Annotated in this window: 14 protein-coding genes; 3 read left to right on the top strand and 11 right to left on the bottom strand. The window is 67.6% G+C overall.

Translation table 11 applies throughout. The features are described from left to right. Positions 1 to 26: 26 nt before the first annotated feature. A complete protein-coding gene (locus WS46_RS16315) occupies positions 27 to 1,499 on the bottom strand; it encodes an NYN domain-containing protein (RefSeq protein WP_059691119.1) in 1,473 nt (490 codons plus the stop codon). 254 nt (positions 1,500 to 1,753) lie between these two features. Between WS46_RS16315 and WS46_RS16310 the strand changes: the two genes are divergently transcribed. Continuing rightward, positions 1,754 to 2,383: an SDR family oxidoreductase gene (locus WS46_RS16310; RefSeq protein ID WP_059691118.1), complete on the top strand. Its 630-nt coding sequence runs from the start codon at positions 1,754 to 1,756 to the stop codon at positions 2,381 to 2,383. A gap of 90 nt (positions 2,384 to 2,473) precedes the next feature. On the opposite strand, the gene WS46_RS16305 is transcribed toward WS46_RS16310, so the two are convergent. Then, a complete protein-coding gene (locus WS46_RS16305) occupies positions 2,474 to 3,025 on the bottom strand; it encodes a peroxiredoxin (RefSeq protein ID WP_059691117.1) in 552 nt (183 codons plus the stop codon). A gap of 279 nt (positions 3,026 to 3,304) precedes the next feature. On the opposite strand from WS46_RS16305, the gene cdpA reads away from it, so the two are divergent. Continuing rightward, positions 3,305 to 5,044 (top strand): bifunctional diguanylate cyclase/phosphodiesterase, encoded by a 1,740-nt coding sequence (gene cdpA, locus WS46_RS16300; RefSeq protein ID WP_218921278.1) that lies wholly within the window; start codon positions 3,305 to 3,307, stop codon positions 5,042 to 5,044. 27 nt (positions 5,045 to 5,071) lie between these two features. Continuing rightward, a complete protein-coding gene (locus WS46_RS16295) occupies positions 5,072 to 6,577 on the top strand; it encodes an HDOD domain-containing protein (protein ID WP_059691116.1) in 1,506 nt (501 codons plus the stop codon). Positions 6,578 to 6,647: 70 nt separating this feature from the next. Here WS46_RS16295 and WS46_RS16290 read toward each other — a convergent pair whose 3' ends face one another. The 9 genes from WS46_RS16290 to WS46_RS16250 all read right to left on the bottom strand — a co-directional run bounded on the left by WS46_RS16290 (position 6,648) and on the right by WS46_RS16250 (position 17,862). After that, positions 6,648 to 7,442, bottom strand: a complete 795-nt coding sequence (locus WS46_RS16290) for an ABC transporter substrate-binding protein (RefSeq protein ID WP_059467138.1) — start codon at positions 7,440 to 7,442, stop codon at positions 6,648 to 6,650. Positions 7,443 to 7,797: 355 nt separating this feature from the next. Then, positions 7,798 to 8,847 (bottom strand): succinylglutamate desuccinylase, encoded by a 1,050-nt coding sequence (gene astE, locus WS46_RS16285; RefSeq protein WP_179949162.1) that lies wholly within the window; start codon positions 8,845 to 8,847, stop codon positions 7,798 to 7,800. A gap of 7 nt (positions 8,848 to 8,854) precedes the next feature. Continuing rightward, entirely contained in the window at positions 8,855 to 10,195 is a 1,341-nt protein-coding gene (gene astB / locus WS46_RS16280) for an N-succinylarginine dihydrolase (protein ID WP_059691114.1), read from the bottom strand. Between the two features lie 14 nt (positions 10,196 to 10,209). After that, the gene (gene astD, locus WS46_RS16275) at positions 10,210 to 11,673 is read right to left on the bottom strand and encodes a succinylglutamate-semialdehyde dehydrogenase (protein WP_059691113.1); all 1,464 of its coding nucleotides are present in this window, start codon (positions 11,671 to 11,673) and stop codon (positions 10,210 to 10,212) included. Between the two features lie 7 nt (positions 11,674 to 11,680). Beyond that, entirely contained in the window at positions 11,681 to 12,727 is a 1,047-nt protein-coding gene (gene astA, locus WS46_RS16270) for an arginine N-succinyltransferase (protein WP_059691112.1), read from the bottom strand. Then, positions 12,724 to 13,791 (bottom strand): arginine/ornithine succinyltransferase subunit alpha, encoded by a 1,068-nt coding sequence (gene aruF / locus WS46_RS16265; protein ID WP_059523646.1) that lies wholly within the window; start codon positions 13,789 to 13,791, stop codon positions 12,724 to 12,726. Before aruF ends, astA begins: the two co-directional genes overlap by 4 nt. Before the next feature lie 30 nt (positions 13,792 to 13,821). Continuing rightward, complete coding sequence (locus WS46_RS16260) at positions 13,822 to 15,054, bottom strand: aspartate aminotransferase family protein (RefSeq protein WP_059523648.1); 1,233 nt, start codon at positions 15,052 to 15,054, stop codon at positions 13,822 to 13,824. A gap of 942 nt (positions 15,055 to 15,996) precedes the next feature. Beyond that, on the bottom strand, positions 15,997 to 17,040 hold the full coding sequence (locus WS46_RS16255; RefSeq protein WP_059691111.1) for a GlxA family transcriptional regulator: 1,044 nt from the start codon (positions 17,038 to 17,040) through the stop codon (positions 15,997 to 15,999). Positions 17,041 to 17,061: 21 nt separating this feature from the next. Continuing rightward, positions 17,062 to 17,862, bottom strand: coding sequence for an ABC transporter ATP-binding protein (locus WS46_RS16250; RefSeq protein ID WP_006488736.1), 801 nt, complete (start codon positions 17,860 to 17,862; stop codon positions 17,062 to 17,064).

Raw genomic sequence — 17,862 nt, 5'->3', positions numbered from 1 at the left:
TCGGACGCCGCCCCGCCGTGACGCCGTTACTCGGCGGCGGCGGCCGTCTTGCGCGGGCGACGCGCGCGGGTCGCCGTCTTGCGGGCCGGCTTCTTCGGCTTGGCGCCGGGTGCCGCTTCGACAGCCGCTTCACCGGTCGATTCGGCGGCCGGTGCTGCTTCGTGCGGCGGCTGCGCGGCCGCCGTCGAGGCACCGTGCTCGCCGGCCGTCGGCGCCGCATGCTGCGCCGCGACGTGGCGGTCCTCACCGTGCTCCGCGTCGCGATGAGGCGCTTCGGCATGTTTCTCGCCGCCGTGCTTGGCGCCGCCGTGTGCAGCCTCGTCCGGCTTCGCCGCCGCGTGACGGCCGGCGCCCTTCGCTTCGCCACCCTTCTTCGCGCCGGTCTTCTTCGCCGCGCTCTTGCGCGCGCGCTTGCGGCCGTCCTTCGCGTCGCCGTGCGGCTCGGCCGCTTCATTCGCTTCGGCCGTCGCGGCCGGCACGAGCGCCGCGTCGCTCACGACGTCGACGATGTCCGCCTCTTCGGCATCGACCTGCACGCTTTCGTGAACGGCCGCTTCCGCACGCTGCCCGCGATGCCGCGGCTCGCGCTCGGCCGTTGCAGCCTCGCCGTGGCGCCCGCCGTGGCCGTGCTGCGCGCCACCCGTTTCACGCGCCGCCACCGGCTCGGCCGCCGCGGCGGACTGGCGCGGCCGCGACACGAACGCGCCCGACTTGTCGTCGCGCCCCACCTCGAGCAGGCCGCGCGCCTGCGCTTCGTCGAGCAGGTTGCCGAACGCACGGAAGCCGTAATACGACTCGTTGAAATCCGGCTTGCGGCGCTTGATCGCGCTCTTGAGCACCGACGCCCAGATCTTGCCGACGTCGTCGCGCTCCGATGCCAGCGCGTCGAACGTCTCGACCGCGAGCGCGATCGCCTCGCTCCGGCGCACTTCCAGCTCCGGCTTGCGCGACGGCTCGTCGGCGCGCTTCGCGCCGCCGTTGCCCGTGCGCTGCTGTTCGCGCTTCGCCAGCGCGCGCTGCTGCTCGCGCACCAGGTCGTCGTAGAAAATGAATTCGTCGCAGTTCGCGACCAGCAGGTCCGAGGTCGACTTCTTCACGCCGACCCCGATCACCTTCTTCGCGTTCTCGCGCAGCTTCGACACGAGCGGCGAGAAATCCGAGTCGCCGCTGATGATCACGAACGTATCGACGTGCGACTTCGTGTAGCAGAGGTCGAGCGCGTCCACGACGAGCCGGATGTCGGCCGAATTCTTGCCCGACTGGCGCACGTGCGGAATCTCGATCAGCTCGAAGCTCGCCTCGTGCATCGACGCCTTGAAGCCCTTGTAGCGCTCCCAGTCGCAATACGCCTTCTTCACGACGATGCTGCCTTTCAGCAGCAGCCGCTCCAGCACGGGCTTGATGTCGAATTTCTCGTACTTCGCGTCGCGCACGCCGAGCGCGACGTTCTCGAAGTCGCAGAACACGGCCATGCTGACGTTGTCCAGGGGTAATGCCATGTGTACTCCAACCGGTTGGTCACCGCGTTGTATTGCGTAGCGGCGAAAAATGCATCGCGCACATGATAGCCGGTCGGCGGGTCGATTCCGCCATCCATGCGCGCGACCGCGCGGATAACGGGGTGCCGCGCCGGCCGTTACTGAGCGGTACAGCCCCAATTACCCGCGCGCCGCCTCCCCAAATCGACATACACTTGAGTATCGGTCGTCCGTCCCTATCTGGGAGGATGACGCATCGCGCAAGGAGCGGTTTCATGACGACGAAGGTATTGCTGATTGGTGCGACCGGCCGCACGGGTCGAGCCTGCGCGGATCTGCTGCTCGAGCAGCCGGAATTCGAGGTCACTGCGCTGGTGCGCCGGCACGGCTATGCGCTGCCGGGCGCGAAGGTCGTCGAGGCCGATCTGACGGGCGATTTCTCGCACGCGTTCCAGGGCATCACGCACGTGATCTACGCGGCCGGCTCGGCGGAATCGGAAGGCGCCGCCGAAGAGGAGCAGATCGACCGCGACGCGGTCGCGCGCACGGCCGAGCATGCGCTCGCCTACAACGTGCAGAAGCTGGTCGTGATCAGTTCGCTGAGCGCGTACTGGCCGGAACGCAGCGGCGACGCGCTGCGCCACTATTCGCGGATGAAGCGCGAAGGCGACGAACGCGTGATCGCATCGGGCATCGACTACGTGATCCTGCGCCCCGGCCCCCTCGCGGACGGCCCGGGCGTCGGCAAGATCGCGCTGACCGAGGAGCCGCTCGACCCGGCGCCGCCGGTGTCACGCCAGGATGTCGCATGGGCCGCGATCGAGGCGATCAAGCTCGGCATTTCGCGCAAGGTCATCGGCTTCGTCGGCGGCAGCGTGCCGATCGAACAGGCGTTGCGCGCATAACACACGCCCGGGCCGCCACGGGGCGGCGCATTTCGTCGTGCCGGCGGCCCGCGATGCGGGCCGCTTTACTGCACGCTTGCCGCCTCCGGCTTACTGCTTCGGATGCGTATCGGCCCACGCCTTCACCGCGCCGAGCGTGTTCTCGACGTGCTTGTCGGGCGACAGGCTCGTGTATTCGTACAGCACCTTCCCCTCCGGCGAAATCACGTAGGACACGCGGTTCGCCCGATCGAGCGCGGGCAGCTTCGCGTCGTATTCGCGGATGATCTTCGCGTCCGGATCGGCCGCGACCGGGAACTTGCTGCGGCACTCGCTCACCGAGAACTTCGTCAGCGTGTCGATGTTGTCCGCGGATACGCCGATCACCGTCGCGCCGTAAGCCTTGTAACGATCGACGGCATCCGCGAACGCATGCGCCTCGATGGTGCAACCCTTCGTGAACGCGGCCGGGTAGAAGTACAGCACGACCGGCCCGTGCTTCAACGCATCGGCCAGCGAGTACGTGTAAGTCTTGCCGCCCAGCGACGCCTGCGTCGTGAAGTCGGGCGCCGCGTCGCCCGGCTTCAGTTGCGCCTGCGCGACCAGCGCATGGCCGGCCACCAGCAGCGCCGCCGCGCCGCTCACCAACAGTTTTCGCTTCATCTGCGTCCTCATTTCTTATAAAGTCAGCCTCGATGTAGGCCATACCGGCGTTCGCCTGTCGAACGCCGGTGTGCACGACCCGGCCCGGCGGCAGCGCCAGCCGCGGCCGGCCGGTTAAAGATTCCGCGCAGTCTGCCGTTATTCCTTCCGGACAGCCGGTTCCAGCCCTTCACGTCAGCGAGATACATGGAAGCCAACAGGAAACAGACGCCACGCAAGGGCTCCTGGCGCAATGCCTTGCATACGCTGCGCCGCTTCGCCTGGTCGGGCGGCGCGCTGATGCCTGCGCGCGCCGGCGCGCCGCGCCGCGACGACACCGTGCGCAACTGGCTGGAACAGACGGTCGGCACGGTGGATTTCCTCGCCCATGTCGATCGCGAGCTGCGCTTTCTGTACGTGTCCGACGCGAGCCTGCGCTTCATCGGTTATCACCGCGACTACCTGCACACGCTGACGCTGCGCGACCTGATCGCGGAACAGGATACCTCGGTGCTCGAAGGCCTGCTTGCGCGCGCCGCGCGTTCCGGCCAGGTCGAGAAGGCGACGATGTGCATCGTCAAGTCGCTCACCTACCCGCTCGACGTCGAGATCCGCGCGTTCAAGAGCCGCCACCACGGTGTCGACGGCTTCGCGATCGCGGCGTTCGACGTGTCGGCCTGGCGCGCGCTCGAGGCGCGCCTGACGTACGAGATGCACCACGATCCGATGACGGGGCTCGACAATCTGTCCGCGCTCGTGCCCGCGCTGATGCGCGCGCAGCAGGCCGCCGACGAAAGCGGCACCTGCGCGGCGCTGCTGCTGCTCGACCTCGACGACTACCAGCGCATCAACCGCGCGCTCGGCTACGACGCCGGCGACACGCTGCTGCGCGACACCGCGCAGCGGCTGCAGGCGCTCGTCGCACCCGGCGAACAGCTCGCGCGCGTCGCGAGCGACAAGTTCGCGATCGTGTTCACCGCGCCGGACCGCACGCGCGCGAGCAATGCCGCCGACGCGCTCGCGCGCCGGCTGCAGGCCGCGGTGCGCGAACCTTACGCGTACCAGGGGCAGACCGTCCACTTGTCCGCGAGCATCGGCATCGCGCTGTACCCGGACGAGCGCGCCGCGCCCCATCGCGCGCAGCATCACAGCCCGCTGCTGCGCCGCGCCGACCATGCGCTCGCGCAGGCAAAGGCGTCCGGCGGCAATGCGCTCGCGTTCCATGAACCGGTCGACGATCCGGCCGACGCGGAACGGCTGAAGCTCGAGGCCGACCTGTACGACGGCGTGCGCAACGGCGAGTTTTCGCTGCACTTCCAGCCGATCACGCGCAGCCAGTCGGGGGCGGTGGACGGCGTGGAGGCGCTGATCCGCTGGCGCCATCCGGTGCACGGCCTCGTGCCGCCGGCGACCTTCATTCCGCTCGCCGAATCGATCGGCCTCATCAACTATCTCGGCAACTGGGTGCTCAAGGCCGCGTGCATGCAGCTCGTCGCCTGGGATCGCCAGGGGCTCGCGCTGCAGTACGTGGCGGTCAACGTGTCGCCGCAGCAGTTCCGCGACCCGCGCTTCACGCAAAGCGTGCGCGAGGCGATCGCGCTGACGGGCATCGACCCGCGCCGCATCGTGCTGGAAATCACCGAAAGCCTGCTGATGCACGATCCCGTGCAGGCGAAGGGGCTGCTCGAGGAGCTGACCGCGCTCGGCATCCGCTTCGCGATCGACGATTTCGGTACCGGCTATTCGAGCCTTGCGTACCTGCAGCGCTTCCCGCTCGCGAAGCTGAAGATCGACCGCAGCTTCGTCGAGAACCTGCTGACGTCGCGCAACGATCGCGCGATCGTGTCGGCAGTGGTCGGCCTCGCGCAAACGCTCGACCTCGAGCTCGTCGCGGAAGGCGTCGAGACCGAGGCGCAGCGCGAGCTGCTGACCGAGATGGGCTGCAACCACATCCAGGGCTGGCTCGTCTGTCAGGCGCTGCCGTCCGAGGAGCTCGCGCGGCGCTTCGAGGCGCAGCAGCTGCGCCTGCACGCCGCCTGACGCGCGCGGCGAACCGGATAGATCCGTATGTCAATCACCGCACACCTGCCCCGCACGGCGCTGCTCGACAAGCTGTGGGCCCGGATGAACGAACGGGGCGACTTCCCGCTGCTGTCGGAGTCGCTGCGCGCGACGATGGCCGCGATGAAGAACGACGATCTCGACTTCACCGCGCTCGTGCGCGTCGTGCTGTCGGATTTCGCGCTCACGCAGAAAGTCCTGCGGCTCGCCAATTCCGCGATGTACATGGCGTTCGGCGGCAACATCACGACCGTCACGCGGGCGCTGATGGTGCTCGGCATGGACACCGTCGGCCATCTCGTCGTCGGGCTCAAGCTCGTCGACCATTTCCACCACAGCACCCCGCGCCGCATCGACGCGAAGCTCGAGCTGAACCGCGCGCTGCTGTCCGGCTGCGTCGCCCGCAAGCTGACCGAGCATGCCGAGTTGCGCGGCGGCGAGGAAGCCGTCGTCTGCACGCTGATGCGTCAGGTCGGCAAGCTGCTGGTGGTCTGCTATCTCGACAGCGAATGGGACCGGATCCGCCGCCGCGCCGCCGAGCTGAACGGCGACGAAGCGGCCGCGTGCGTCGACGTGCTGGGCGTCGGCTTCGACGAGATCGGTCTCGAGGCCGCCGCGAGCTGGCGGCTGCCCGACGTGATCCGCGCCGGCATGGCCGACGGCGACGGCGCACACGCGGCCAGCGCCGACGAGGACGACATCGACGAAGACCGCCAGCGGCCCCGCGATGCCTGCGCCGACGACAGCCCCGACCGTGTGCGCTGGCTGCGCGCGGTGAGCCGCTGCTCGACCGACGTCGCCAGTGCGCTCGCGATGCCCGCGGGCCCGCAGCGCGATGCGCATATCGCGGTGCTCGCGCAGCACTACGAGCAGGAGCTGGACATCGACGCCGGCGCGCTGGTGGAAATCGCCGACCGGCTCGCACGCGAGGAAGCGAGCGACACCGTGATGCGCGAGATCGTCGAGCTGCGCGCGAACGCCGACGCGATCGCGCGGGCGCAGCCCGATCCCGAGGCATGCCTCGAAGCCGGCCTCGCGGACCTGCGCGCGCTGCCGTCCGAGCATGTGCTGACGCCGGTGCTCGCGCTCGCGTCGGAAAGCCTGCTGGCGGGCCTCGCGTTCACGCGCACCGTGATGTTCGTGCGCCGTGAAGACGGCGCGTTCGCCGCGCGGCTCGGCTTCGGCCCGGACGTCGACGCGGCGCTCGATCGCCTGTGCTTCGACGAGCGCTTCGAGCCGGACGTGTTCCATCTCGCGATCACGAACTCGGTCGGCATCTTCATCGAGCAGGCGCAGGACCCGAAGATGGTGAAGCGCCTGCCCGCGTGGTATCTCGATGCGCTTCCCGACACGCGCGCGTTCGTGCTGCTGCCGGTGCGCGTCGGCACGAAGACCGTCGGCCTGCTGTACGGCGACTGGGCCGGTGCGCAGCCGGCGCGCAAGATCACGCAGCAGGAGATGAGCGTGCTCAACGAGCTCGCGCGCGAACTGGGGCGGTTCTTCCCCGCGTAACGCAAGCGGCGCCCCAAAAGCAAACCGGCCGCGAAAGCGGCCGGCTGCATGGTGCGACGAATCGAAACGCTTACTTGAGCGTGACCGGCACGCTGAAGTACTTCTTCGCGAGGTTGTCGATCGTGCCGTCGGCCTTCAGTTCCTTCAGCGCCTGATCGAGCGCCGTCTTCAGCGCCGCGTCGTTCTTGCGCAGGCCGAAACCGACGCCCGAGCCGAGGATCTCCGCATCGCTGACCGTGCCGCCGGCGAAGCCGAAGCCCTGGCCTTGCGGCTTCGACAGGAAGCCCTTCGAGCCCGCTTCCGAATCCTGGAAAGTCGCGTCGAGACGGCCCGACTTCAGGTCGGCGTAGGCCAGGTCCTGCGTCTGGTACGGCACGACGTCGACGCCGGCCGGCGCCCACTTCTTCTTCGCGTACGCTTCCTGGATCGTGCCCTGCAGCACGCCGACGCGCTTGCCCTTCAGCGCTTGCGGGGTCGGCAGCAGGCCGCTGCCCTGCTTCGCGATCAGCTGGTTCGGAATCGTGTAGATCGGATCGGTGAACGCGATCGCGTGCTTGCGCTGGTCGGTGATCGTCATGTCCGAGTTGATCGCATCGAACTTGCGCGCCTGCAGCGCGGGGATCAGGCCGTCGAAGTCGTTCTCGACCCACACGCACTTCGTCTTCAGCTTCGCGCACACCGCGTTGCCGATGTCGATGTCGAAGCCGGTCAGCTTGCCGTCGGGCGTCTTGTATTCGAACGGCGCGTACGAGGCCTCGACGCCGAACCGGATCTCCTTCAGATCCGCAGCCATCGCGCTGCCTGCCGCCACGGCCGATGCCGCCACTACCGCGTGCGCGGCCACTTTACGCCAATCCAACTTCATCAGGTGTTCTCCTCGATACTCGAATGTTCCGGAACTACGGGCGCATGCATCATTGCAGGGTCGGATGACAACGACAATGCCGATGCCGCGCCTTGATGCGGCGCAACAGCCGCAAGGCCGCGATTGTACCAATCCGCGCGGCCCGATACGGCAAAGCGGCCGCCGGCGCACGATGCTGCGCTGCATGCGCGATGACGGCCGGATGCGCCGTCGAACTTGCAAGACGATGTCGCAAATACGCAAGGCGCGACGCGCGGGCCGTCTGCGCGGCATGCGGGCGTCGACGCAATTCGGGGATGCCGCGGGACGATGCGCGGGCGACGGATCGCCGCAGCCGCGCGCAGCCGTTTTTTTGTCAGACGAGTGCGGCGAGCGTCTCGCGCGTCGTGTCGACGACGAGCAGGCCCGCGCGCAAACCCGGCTTCACGGTCGGATTCGGAAACACGATGCGTTCCTCGTCGTGCTGCACCGTGTAGCGATAGTCGCCGTCCTGCGCGAGCACGGTGCCGCGCGCGAACGCGGTGAAGTTCGCGACGTCGGCCGCGACGAACAATTCGAGCGCGTCGCTCTGCTTCGTGATCTGGTCGATGACGGTGAACACGCGCGGCAACGGCGGATGGTCGACGTCGCGCGGCGTATGGCCGCTCCTCCCGCCCGAGACGAGCTTGCGCACCGCGCGGTCCGCCGGCGCGAAGCGCGACAGATCGTTCTGGCCGAACGGCCGCACCTTGCCGAGTTCGAGCGTGCATGCGAGCGTGCCGCAATGCTCGGCCGTGTAATGCGAATACGTATTGCCCTTCGCGGTATGCAGCAGCACGGCCGCGATGCGCGCATCGCCGAGCCATTCGATCATCGCGCGGGTCGGCGGCGTGCCCGTGTGCGGCAGCAGCGCGAACTGCTCGAACACCGATGCGCGGATCGCCGTGTGCATATCGATGTGCCAGCGCGCGCCGCCCGCCGGCGCGGCCGCGAAGAACGCGGCGGCCGCCGCTTCGAGCTGCACCGCGCGCGGCGCTTCGCGGCTCGCGGGCACTTGCGTGTGGCGGCCGCTGAACAGGCGGTTCAGGTCGTCGTCGAGATAGCGTTCGCCCGCGCGCATCGCCGGCACGTTGCCGAGCACGACGAGCAATCGGCACGCGAGCGGCAGCGTGGCCGCCGCGAGATCGCGCACGAGCATCGACAGCAGCTCGATCGGCGCGGTCTCGTCGCCATGCACGCCGGCCGACACGAGCACGCTCGCCGCGTCGCCGGCCCCGTCGGCCAACGCCGGCTCGAGCTGGAGCAGCCCGTCGCCGAGCCATTGCCAGCGCACCGCACCGTCCGCGCACGTGCCGTCCTTCACGGCCGGCGCGTCGCCCGCGAGCGTGAACGCGAGGAAATCGTCGAGCAGCGCGGCGGCCGGCATGCGGGACTCAGCGCTGGAAGTCATACAGCGACCCGACACGCAGGATCTGCGTGAGCTCGTCGAGCGCCGTGCGCGATTCGTCGAGCAGCGTCGGATCGGCGAGGTCTTCCGGGGCGAGACGATCGCGGTAATGCTTTTCGATCCACGCGTCGAGCGACGCGAACAGCGTGTCGTTGATCCACACGTTCGACGTGACGGCCGCACGCTCGGCTTCGTTCAGCACGACGCGCAGGCGCAGGCACGCGGGGCCGCCGCCGTTCTTCATGCTTTCGCGCAGGTCGAACACCAGCACGTCGCGGATCGGGCCGTTGCCGGCCGCGAGCTGATCCAGATAAGCGGCGACGTTCGCGTTCTCGCGGCATTCCTGCGGCACGACGAGCACCTGCGAGCCGTCCGCGCGCGACAGCAGCTGGCTGTTGAACAGATACGACGTCACCGCGTCGTTCACGCTCACGGCCGCATCGGGCACCTCGATCACGTTCAGCCGCGCGCCGCGCGCATCGAGCGTGGCCGTCAGCGTGTCGTAGATCGCCTGCTTGTTGACGAACGCACGCTCGTGCGTGAACAGCGTGTCGCGGTTGCCCACCGAGATCACGTCGTTGTGGAACACGCCTGCATCGATCACGTCCGGATCCTGCTGCGCGTAGACCGTCGCCGTTTCGGCGAGACCGTGGCGATGCGCGACCGCGCGGCTCGCCTCGAAGGTCTGGCGCGCCGGGAAGCGCTTCGGCTCCGGGCCGCGGCGGTATTCCGCGCGGCCGTACACGAAGAGCTCGACGCCCGGCTGGCCGTATTCCGCGCAAAAGCGCGTATGGTTCGCGGCCCCCTCGTCGCCGAGTGCCGGCGTGCCCGTCAACGCCTCGTGCACCGCGAAGTGCGCGGGATCGGCGAACAGCGTCGACAGCGTGCGGCGCGTCGCCTCGTGCTCGATCGCGCGATGCAGCTTGCTGCACAGGTTGGCCGGCGTGAAGTGCACGCGGCCGTCGCTCGTGTCGGCCGACGGGCTGACGGTGGCCGCATTCGCGGTCCACATCGCCGACGCCGAGCTCGCCGCGGCGAGCAATTCGGGCGCCTGCTTCGCGGCCTTCGCGATCACGTCCGCGTCCTTGCCGGAGAAGCCGAGCTCGCGCAACAGGCGCAGCGACGGGCGCTCCTGCGGCGGCAGCACGCCTTGCGCGAAACCGAGATCCGCGAGCTGCTTCATCTTGCGCAGCCCCTGCTTCGCGGCGGCTTTCGGGTTCGCGGCCGACTTCTCGTTGTTGAGCGACGCCACGTTGCCGAACGACAGCCCGGCGTAGTTGTGGGTCGGGCCGACGAGTCCGTCGAAATTGGCTTCTTGTGCGTTCATCGTCGTTCCCTCGATCAGAAATGCAGGCCCGGCGACAGGCTCGCGGGCAAGGTCAATTCGGCGCTTTCCACCGACGCCATCGGATACGCGCAATAGTCGGCCGCGTAGTACGCGCTCGGCCGATGGTTGCCCGAGCGGCCCGTGCCGCCGAACGGCGCGGCCGACGATGCACCGTTGGTCGGGCGGTTCCAGTTGACGATCCCCGCACGGATCGTGCGGCGGAAGTGGTCCCATGCGTGCGCGTCGTCGGCCAGCAGGCCGGCGGACAGGCCGAACGCCGTGTCGTTCGCGCGCTCGATCGCTTCGTCGAACGTCGCGTAGCGGACGATCTGCGCGAGCGGGCCGAAATGCTCTTCGTCGGGCAGGTTCGCCACGCCGGTCACGTCGATGATCGACGCATTCACGAAACCCAGGCGCGGATCGCGCTGCGTCATCGCGATGATCGGCTTCGCGCCCTGCTCGACCAGCCGCGACTGCGCGTCGACGAGCTTCGCGGCCGCGCGTGCCGAGATCACCGCGCCCATGAACGGCTGCGGATCGGCGTCGAACACGTCGGCCGTGATCTTCGACGTGACGTCGGCGAAACGTGCGAGGAAGCGGTCGCCGAACGCGCCTTGCGGCACGAAGATGCGGCGTGCGCACGTGCAGCGCTGGCCGGCCGACAGGAACGCCGACTGGATCGTGTGATGCACGGCTGCGTCGATGTCCTCGACTTCGCCGATCACGAGCGGGTTGTTGCCGCCCATCTCGAGCGCGAGCACGATTTCCGGACGGCCGCCGAACTGCTTGTGCAGCAGCGTGCCGGTGTCCGAGCTGCCGGTGAAGAACAGCCCGTCGATCTGCCGGTGATTCGCGAGCGCGATGCCCGTGTCCTTCTCGCCCTGCACGAGGTTCAGCACGCCGGCCGGCAGCCCGGCTTCCTGCCACACCTCGACCGTCGCGCGCGCGACGCCCGGCGCGAGCTCCGACGGCTTGAACACGACCGTGTTGCCCGCGATCAGCGCCGGCACGATGTGGCCGTTCGGCAAGTGGCCGGGGAAGTTGTACGGGCCGAACACCGCGACGACGCCGTGCGGACGATGGCGCAGCACCGCGACGCCGTCGGCCATGTCCTGGCGCTTCTCGCCGGTGCGTTCCTGGTAGGCCTGGATCGAGATGCCGACCTTCGCGGCCATCGCCGCCACTTCGGTGCGCGCTTCCCACAGCGGCTTGCCCGTCTCGCGGCCGATCGCGGTGGCGACCGCTTCCTTGCGCTCGGTGAGCAGCGCCGCGAAGCGCTTGACGATCGCGCAGCGCGATTCGAAGTCGAGTGCCGACCAGCCGGCGAATGCGCGACGCGCGCTCGCGACCGCGCGGTCGACGTCGGCCGCCGATGCGCTGCCGCCCTGCCATGCGATCGCATCGGTGCCCGGGTTGCGCGAAGCGAAGACGGGGCCCGAGCCTGCGACCCAGGCGCCGTCGATGAAGAGTTCCGTCATGATTCGTTTATCCCTGTTTGACTTTGAGCGGCAGCACGCGAACCGGATCGCCGGCCTTCACGTCGAGCGCGGCGGCATCGTCGGCCGACAGCACGAACGCGCCATTCGCGACCACGCCCGGCGCGACGCCGACGCGGAAATCGCCGAGCGACGTATTCGACACGAGCGACTTCGGCGAATGGCCGCCCCGCGCATCGTCTCCGACGTCCGGCTCGCCGATCGCGACCGGCACGACGACGCTTTCGCGCACCGTGCGCAGGTCGTTGACGTGGCATTCGAGCACCGGGCCCGCGTCGAAGATGTCGACGTGATTCTGGTAGCGCAGCCCCTCCGCCTCGAGCATCTTGCGGGCCGGCAGCGTGTCGCGGTGCGTGAGGCCGACCGCGTCCTGCGCGTCCTGCGGCAGCAGGTCGACGTACACCGGATAGCGCGGCATCAGTTCCGCGAGGAACGACTTGCGGCCGTGCGAGCTGAGGTAATCGGCCGCATTGAAATCGATCTGGTAGAAGTGCGAACCGACCGCGCGCCAGAACGGCGACGTGCCGTCGTCGTCGAAGTGGCCGCGCAGCTCCGCGCAGATGCGTTCCGGAAAGCGGTCGCGGAACTGCGCGATGAACATGAAGCGCGAGCGCGACAGCAGGCCGCCGACGCCGCCCGTGCGATAGCGCGGGCTCAGGAACAGCGAGCACACTTCCGCGTAGCCCGTCAGGTCGTGCGAGATGTTCAGCGCGTGCATCCGCGTCCACACGCCGAGCTCCTGGCTCGCATGCACGACGGTGCTCACGCGATAGTTGTAGAACGGTTGCTCGAGGCCGACCTGCGACTCGATCCCGCACACGCCCGCGATGTCGCCCGTCTTCGATTCTTCCATCACGAAGAAGTAGCCGGCTTCGCCCGGCGCGGCCTCGCCGTCGAGCGTGCGGCGCGTGCGTTCGATGCGCGCGGCGAGCGCGTCGCGATCGGGCTTGAACGTGGTCAGGCCCGGCCCGGTTTCCTTCGCGAGCGATACGAGCGCGTCGACGTCGCCCGTTTGTACGACCCGAACGACGATCATGCTGCGTCTCCCTTCATGTCTTCATCGTCGCGGCGGTGCAGCGGCACGCAGCGCACGACGTCACCCTCCTTCACATCGAGCGCCGCGCGCACGTCGCCGGCCAGCGGCGCATGGGCGCCCCGCGCGTCGGCCGTGTCGCCCGGCAGGTCGGCCAGCACGCAGCGGAACGATTCGCCGCTGCCGGTCGACACCATGTATGCGACGTCGCCCTGCTGGTGCGCGGCCTCGCGCACGACACGCTCCGCGCCGTGCTTCACGCACGCGGTGCGGTCGACCTGCGCGGTCAACACCGGGCCCGCGTCGAAGATGTCGACGAAGCGGTCCGGCTCGAAGCCTTCCTCGAGATGGATGTCATACGCGAGCAGCGCCGATTCGTTCGGCTCGCCGAGCACGCGCTGCGCGGCTTCCGGCAGCAGCGGCACGTAAAGCGGATACGCCGGCATCACTTCCGCGATGAACGTGCGGCTGCGGCCGCCCGACGCGATGTCGACGTCGGTGAAGTTGCGGCCGAAGAACTTGCGGCCCACCGCTTCCCAGAACGGCGATGCGCCCGTGCCGTCGCTCACGCCGAGCAGCAGCGTGAACACTTCCGGCGTGAAGCGGCGGCGGTTCGCGGCGATGTACATCATCCGCGCGCGCGAGATCAGGTGCGCGGCCGCGTCGCCGCGCAGCGACGGATCGACGTAGAAGCCGGCCAACCGGCTCTTGCCGGTCAGCTCGTGCGACATCGTGAGCGCGTGGATCTTGCGGTTCACGTGCAGCTCGCGCGACGCGTGGATCAGTGCGTCGTTGCGGAACGCGTAGAACGGTTCCGAGTAGCCGGCCGCGGCCACGATGCTCGCCGTGCCGAGCAGCTTGCCCGTCGACGAATCCTCGAGCACGAAGAGGTAGAACTCCTCGCCGGCGAAATCGACGTCCGCGCGAAACGAATCCTCGGAGAGCGCCACGCGCGCTTCGAGCGCCGCGCGGTCATGCGGCAGCGAGTGCAGGACCGGCTGCGCGGTGCGCGCCATGTGCGCGAGCGCATCGAGATCCGTGAGTTTGCCGGGGCGAACAAATAGCATCGTCGTTCCTGTCTGCGATGGGTGCGCCGATCAGCGCGCGGTGGCTTCCTGGGCCGCGAGCACCTGCTCGACCGCCTTCTCGAAGCGCTTCACGCCTTCGTCGAGCAGGTCGAACGGGATCACGAGCGACGGGACGAAGCGCAGCACGTTCGGGCCGGCGATCAGCATGATCAGGCCGTTCTCGGCGGCGGCGGTGACGAAGTCCTTCGCGCGGCCGTCGAATGCGGCGGTGAGTTCCGCGCCGACCAGCAGGCCCTTGCCGCGGACGTCCTTGAAGATGCCGAAGCGTGCGTTGATGCGTTCCAGCGCGCCCTTCAGTCGCACGCTGCGTTCGCGCACGCCTTCGAGGAGTGCCGGGTCGCCGATCAGTTCGACGACCTTGTCCGCGATCGCCGACGCGAGCGGGTTGCCGCCGTACGTCGTGCCGTGCACGCCGACCTTGAAGTGCGCGGCCAGTTCGTTCGTCGTCAGCATCGCGCCGATCGGGAAGCCGTTGCCGAGCGCCTTCGCGGTCGTGAGGATGTCCGGCGTGACGCCGGTGTCCATGTACGCGTAGAACTGGCCCGTGCGGCCAACGCCCGTTTGCACTTCGTCGAAGATCAGGAGTGCGTCGTTGGCGTCGCAGGCTTCGCGCAGTGCCTTCAGGAAGGCCGGATCGGCCGGGATCACGCCGCCCTCGCCCTGCACCGGCTCGACGATCACCGCGCAGGTTTGCGGGCCGATCGCGGCCTTGGCGGCTTCGATGTCGTTGAACGGCAGGTGCTTGATGCCTTCAGGCACCGGGCCGAAGCCTTCCGAGTATTTCGGCTGGCCGCCGACGCTGACCGTGAAGAACGTGCGGCCGTGGAACGACTGGACGAACGACACGATTTCGTATTTGTCGGCGCCGTGGCGGTCGAATGCGACGCGGCGTGCGAGCTTCAGGGCGGCTTCGTTCGCTTCGGCGCCCGAGTTCGCGAAGAACGCGCGGTCGGCGAAGGTCAGCGATTCGAGGCGCTTCGCGAGGCGCAGCACCGGCTCGTTCGTGTAACCGTTGCCGATGTGCCAGAGCTTGCGGCCTTGTTCGTCCAGAACCTTCAGCAGTTCCGGGTGGCCGTGGCCCAGCGACGTCACCGCGATGCCGCACGCGAAATCCACGTATTCGCGGCCGGCCGTGTCCCACACGCGCGAGCCCTCTGCACGGTCCGGCACGAACGGCGCGGGGGAGAATACCGGCACCATCACTTCGTCGAATGTCTGGCGGGTCACGGTCGAGGTCGTCATGGTCGTTCCTTTCGGTTTCGTAAGAGGGTTCAACAGGATCAAGTTTAGGTAAGGGTGACGCAAGCGTCTTGCGGATTTGCGACGGGTTCTATCGGAAGCGGATGGTTCGGCGTATTTTGCCCTTTCGGCGGGGGTGGTTTTTTTTGTGGGCTTTATTTGGGGTCGTTTGGTGGTGCGCGGTTTGTTGGCGTGAAGCACCTGGGGGCGTGTCGGTCTATTAGCGTCGCCCCTGCGCGGGGCGGCGGTTACTTTTCTTTGTCTTGCCAAAGAAAAGTAACCAAAAGAAAGGCGCTCGGATAACGCATGACTTCCCGGTGCCGTGGCCATCAAAGTGGCCCTCGCCTAAGTGTCCGCGCCAGGCGGGAACCCGGAGTGGTTCGAGCAATGGGTCTGACATCACGCGCCACCACACGGAGCGGTATACCGCCCGCTCGCTCCATCCTCGCTTCGCTCGGCTGCAAGGTTCTTCAGCCGCAATTCATGAGCCCGCGCGTCATCTGGAACGCCCACTGATCAGTTCGCCGAATCAGTGAGGCATCCGCTGCATAGCAATGACAAATTCGATTTATTGGATCGATGTGCTACCCACCACGATTCTGGAAACATTCGTCCAACCGCGTTGAAAAGGAGATGGGTGGACCTGTCGGCCGAGCGAAGCGAGGACGGAGCCAGCGGGCGGTATACCGCTCCGTGGGATGGCGAGTGATGTCAGACCCATTGCTCGAACCACTCCGGGTTCCCGCCTGGCGCGGACACTTAGGCGAGGGCCACTTTGATGGCCACGGCACCGGGAAGTCATGCGTTATCCGAGCGCCTTTCTTTTGGTTACTTTTCTTTGGCAAGACAAAGAAAAGTAACCGCCGCCCCGCGCAGGGGCAACGCTAATAGACCGACACGCCCCCAGGTACTTCACGCCAACAAACCGCGCACCGCAAAAAAACCTCAATCCTTGCCACCACGCTCGACCAGCGCCCCCCCACGAGGCTCACTCCCCCCGCCGGTCTGCTTCTCGAGCCACGCTCGCCGATCCTCCCGAGGCGTCACACCAAACCGCTCGCGATAAGCATTAGAAAAATGCGCAGCAGAAGAGAACCCACAAGCGAGACTGACCTGAACCACCGACTTGCTGGTCCGCTGCAACTGGGTCCTGGCCTTGAGCAACCGGAGATTGAGGTAATACTTCGAGGGCATCGCCCCGAGATACTGGCGAAAAAGCCTTTCGAGCTGCCGCCGGGAAACGCCCACGAGCCCGGCGATCTCATCGGTCGTCAAGGGATCCTCGACATTGGCTTCCATCAACAGCAACGCATCGTTCAGCCGAGGATGCCGCTCGCCCGGCGCGGTCACGAAAGGAATCCGCTGCCGCTCCTCGCCGCTGCGCAGCGTGCCGGCCCCGAGCGCATCGGCAATGCGCTCACCCAGATCCGCCCCGTGTTCCCGGCCGATCATGGCCAGCATGAAATCGACGGTCGCCTGCCCGCCCGCACAGGTCGCCCGATCGCGATCGATCTCGAAGATCTGCTGCGTGACGATCGACCGCTCGAACTGCTCGGCGAACTGCTGATATGTCTCCCAGTTCACGCTCACGCGATATCCGGAAAGCTGCCCGGCCATCGCGAGCCACCACACGCCGTGGTGAATCCCGGTCACAACCGGCGTGCGCTGCCCGACCCGCGCGAGACTCGCGAGAAACAACCGATAGTCCGCAAACTGCTGAAACCGCTCCGACACGACGATCAGCCAGTCGCACGCGATCGCATCGTTGAACGCCGCATCGGCATGCCACTGCGCACCGCCGGCGAGCGGCACCGGCCGCCCGTCCCACGAACACACCTGCCAGCGATACAGCAAGCGCCCGTCGATCTCGTTCGCGAGATGCAATGCATCGACGATCGGACCCACACCCGACATCGACACGGGCGGCAATGCAACGATCGCCACCTGCGTCGTGCGGGTGGCGCCTGCGGGACGAGACACCGGTACCACGTATGAAACCCGCCTTTCGCGTTACTTGAGACTGCCCGACAGGAACTGCTTCAGACGCTCGCTCTGCGGACGCACCAGCACCTCCTTCGGATCGCCCTCTTCCTCGGTCCGCCCCTGATGCAGGAACATCACGTGGTTCGACACGTTACGCGCAAAACCCATCTCGTGCGTGACGACGATCATCGTGCGGCCTTCCTCGGCCAGCTTCTGCATCACCTTCAGCACTTCGCCGACCAGTTCCGGGTCGAGCGCCGAAGTCGGCTCGTCGAACAGCATCACGTCGGGATGCATCGCCAGCGCGCGCGCGATCGCGACACGCTGCTGCTGGCCACCCGACAGGTGCGACGGATACTGCTTCTCGACGCGCGGCGGCAAACCGACCTTCTCCAGGTATTCGCGCGCCCGCTCCTCGGCTTCCTTCTTCGAAATGCCGAGCACGTGCACCGGCGCTTCCATCACGTTCTCGAGCACGTTCATGTGCGCCCACAGATTGAAGTGCTGGAACACCATCGCGAGCTTCGTGCGGATGCGCTGCAACTGCTTGTGATCGGCCACCTCGAGCGCGCCGGCGCGGTCGGTCTTCGTGCGCACGGCCTCGCCGTCGACGACGATCTGCCCCGCATTCGGCCGCTCGAGAAAATTGATGCAGCGCAGGAACGTGCTCTTGCCCGAACCGCTCGCGCCGATGATGCTGATGACGTCGCCCGCCTTCGCGTTCAGCGACACGCCCTTGAGCACCTCGTTATCGCCGTAGCGTTTGTGAATGTCGACGGCGGCAAGCTTGACGGAAGCGGACGCGCTCGTTTGAGTGATCTCGGCCAA

This window comes from Burkholderia sp. RF4-BP95, from assembly GCF_001521985.1.
Lineage (GTDB): Bacteria > Pseudomonadota > Gammaproteobacteria > Burkholderiales > Burkholderiaceae > Burkholderia > Burkholderia diffusa.
Note: the sequence above shows the minus strand (reverse complement) of the source record. Positions and strands in the feature narration are given on the sequence as shown.

Bases quoted from the DNA above. Each gene is read 5' to 3' on its own strand.
- WS46_RS16315 (WP_059691119.1), bottom strand. From the start codon at position 1,499: ATGGCATTACCCCTGGACAACGTCAGCATGGCCGTGTTCTGCGACTTC.
- WS46_RS16310 (WP_059691118.1), top strand. From the start codon at position 1,754: ATGACGACGAAGGTATTGCTGATTGGTGCGACCGGCCGCACGGGTCGA.
- WS46_RS16305 (WP_059691117.1), bottom strand. From the start codon at position 3,025: ATGAAGCGAAAACTGTTGGTGAGCGGCGCGGCGGCGCTGCTGGTGGCC.
- cdpA (WP_218921278.1), top strand. From the start codon at position 3,305: ATGCCTGCGCGCGCCGGCGCGCCGCGCCGCGACGACACCGTGCGCAAC.
- WS46_RS16295 (WP_059691116.1), top strand. From the start codon at position 5,072: ATGTCAATCACCGCACACCTGCCCCGCACGGCGCTGCTCGACAAGCTG.
- WS46_RS16290 (WP_059467138.1), bottom strand. From the start codon at position 7,442: ATGAAGTTGGATTGGCGTAAAGTGGCCGCGCACGCGGTAGTGGCGGCA.
- astE (WP_179949162.1), bottom strand. From the start codon at position 8,847: ATGCCGGCCGCCGCGCTGCTCGACGATTTCCTCGCGTTCACGCTCGCG.
- astB (WP_059691114.1), bottom strand. From the start codon at position 10,195: ATGAACGCACAAGAAGCCAATTTCGACGGACTCGTCGGCCCGACCCAC.
- astD (WP_059691113.1), bottom strand. From the start codon at position 11,673: ATGACGGAACTCTTCATCGACGGCGCCTGGGTCGCAGGCTCGGGCCCC.
- astA (WP_059691112.1), bottom strand. From the start codon at position 12,727: ATGATCGTCGTTCGGGTCGTACAAACGGGCGACGTCGACGCGCTCGTA.
- aruF (WP_059523646.1), bottom strand. From the start codon at position 13,791: ATGCTATTTGTTCGCCCCGGCAAACTCACGGATCTCGATGCGCTCGCG.
- WS46_RS16260 (WP_059523648.1), bottom strand. From the start codon at position 15,054: ATGACGACCTCGACCGTGACCCGCCAGACATTCGACGAAGTGATGGTG.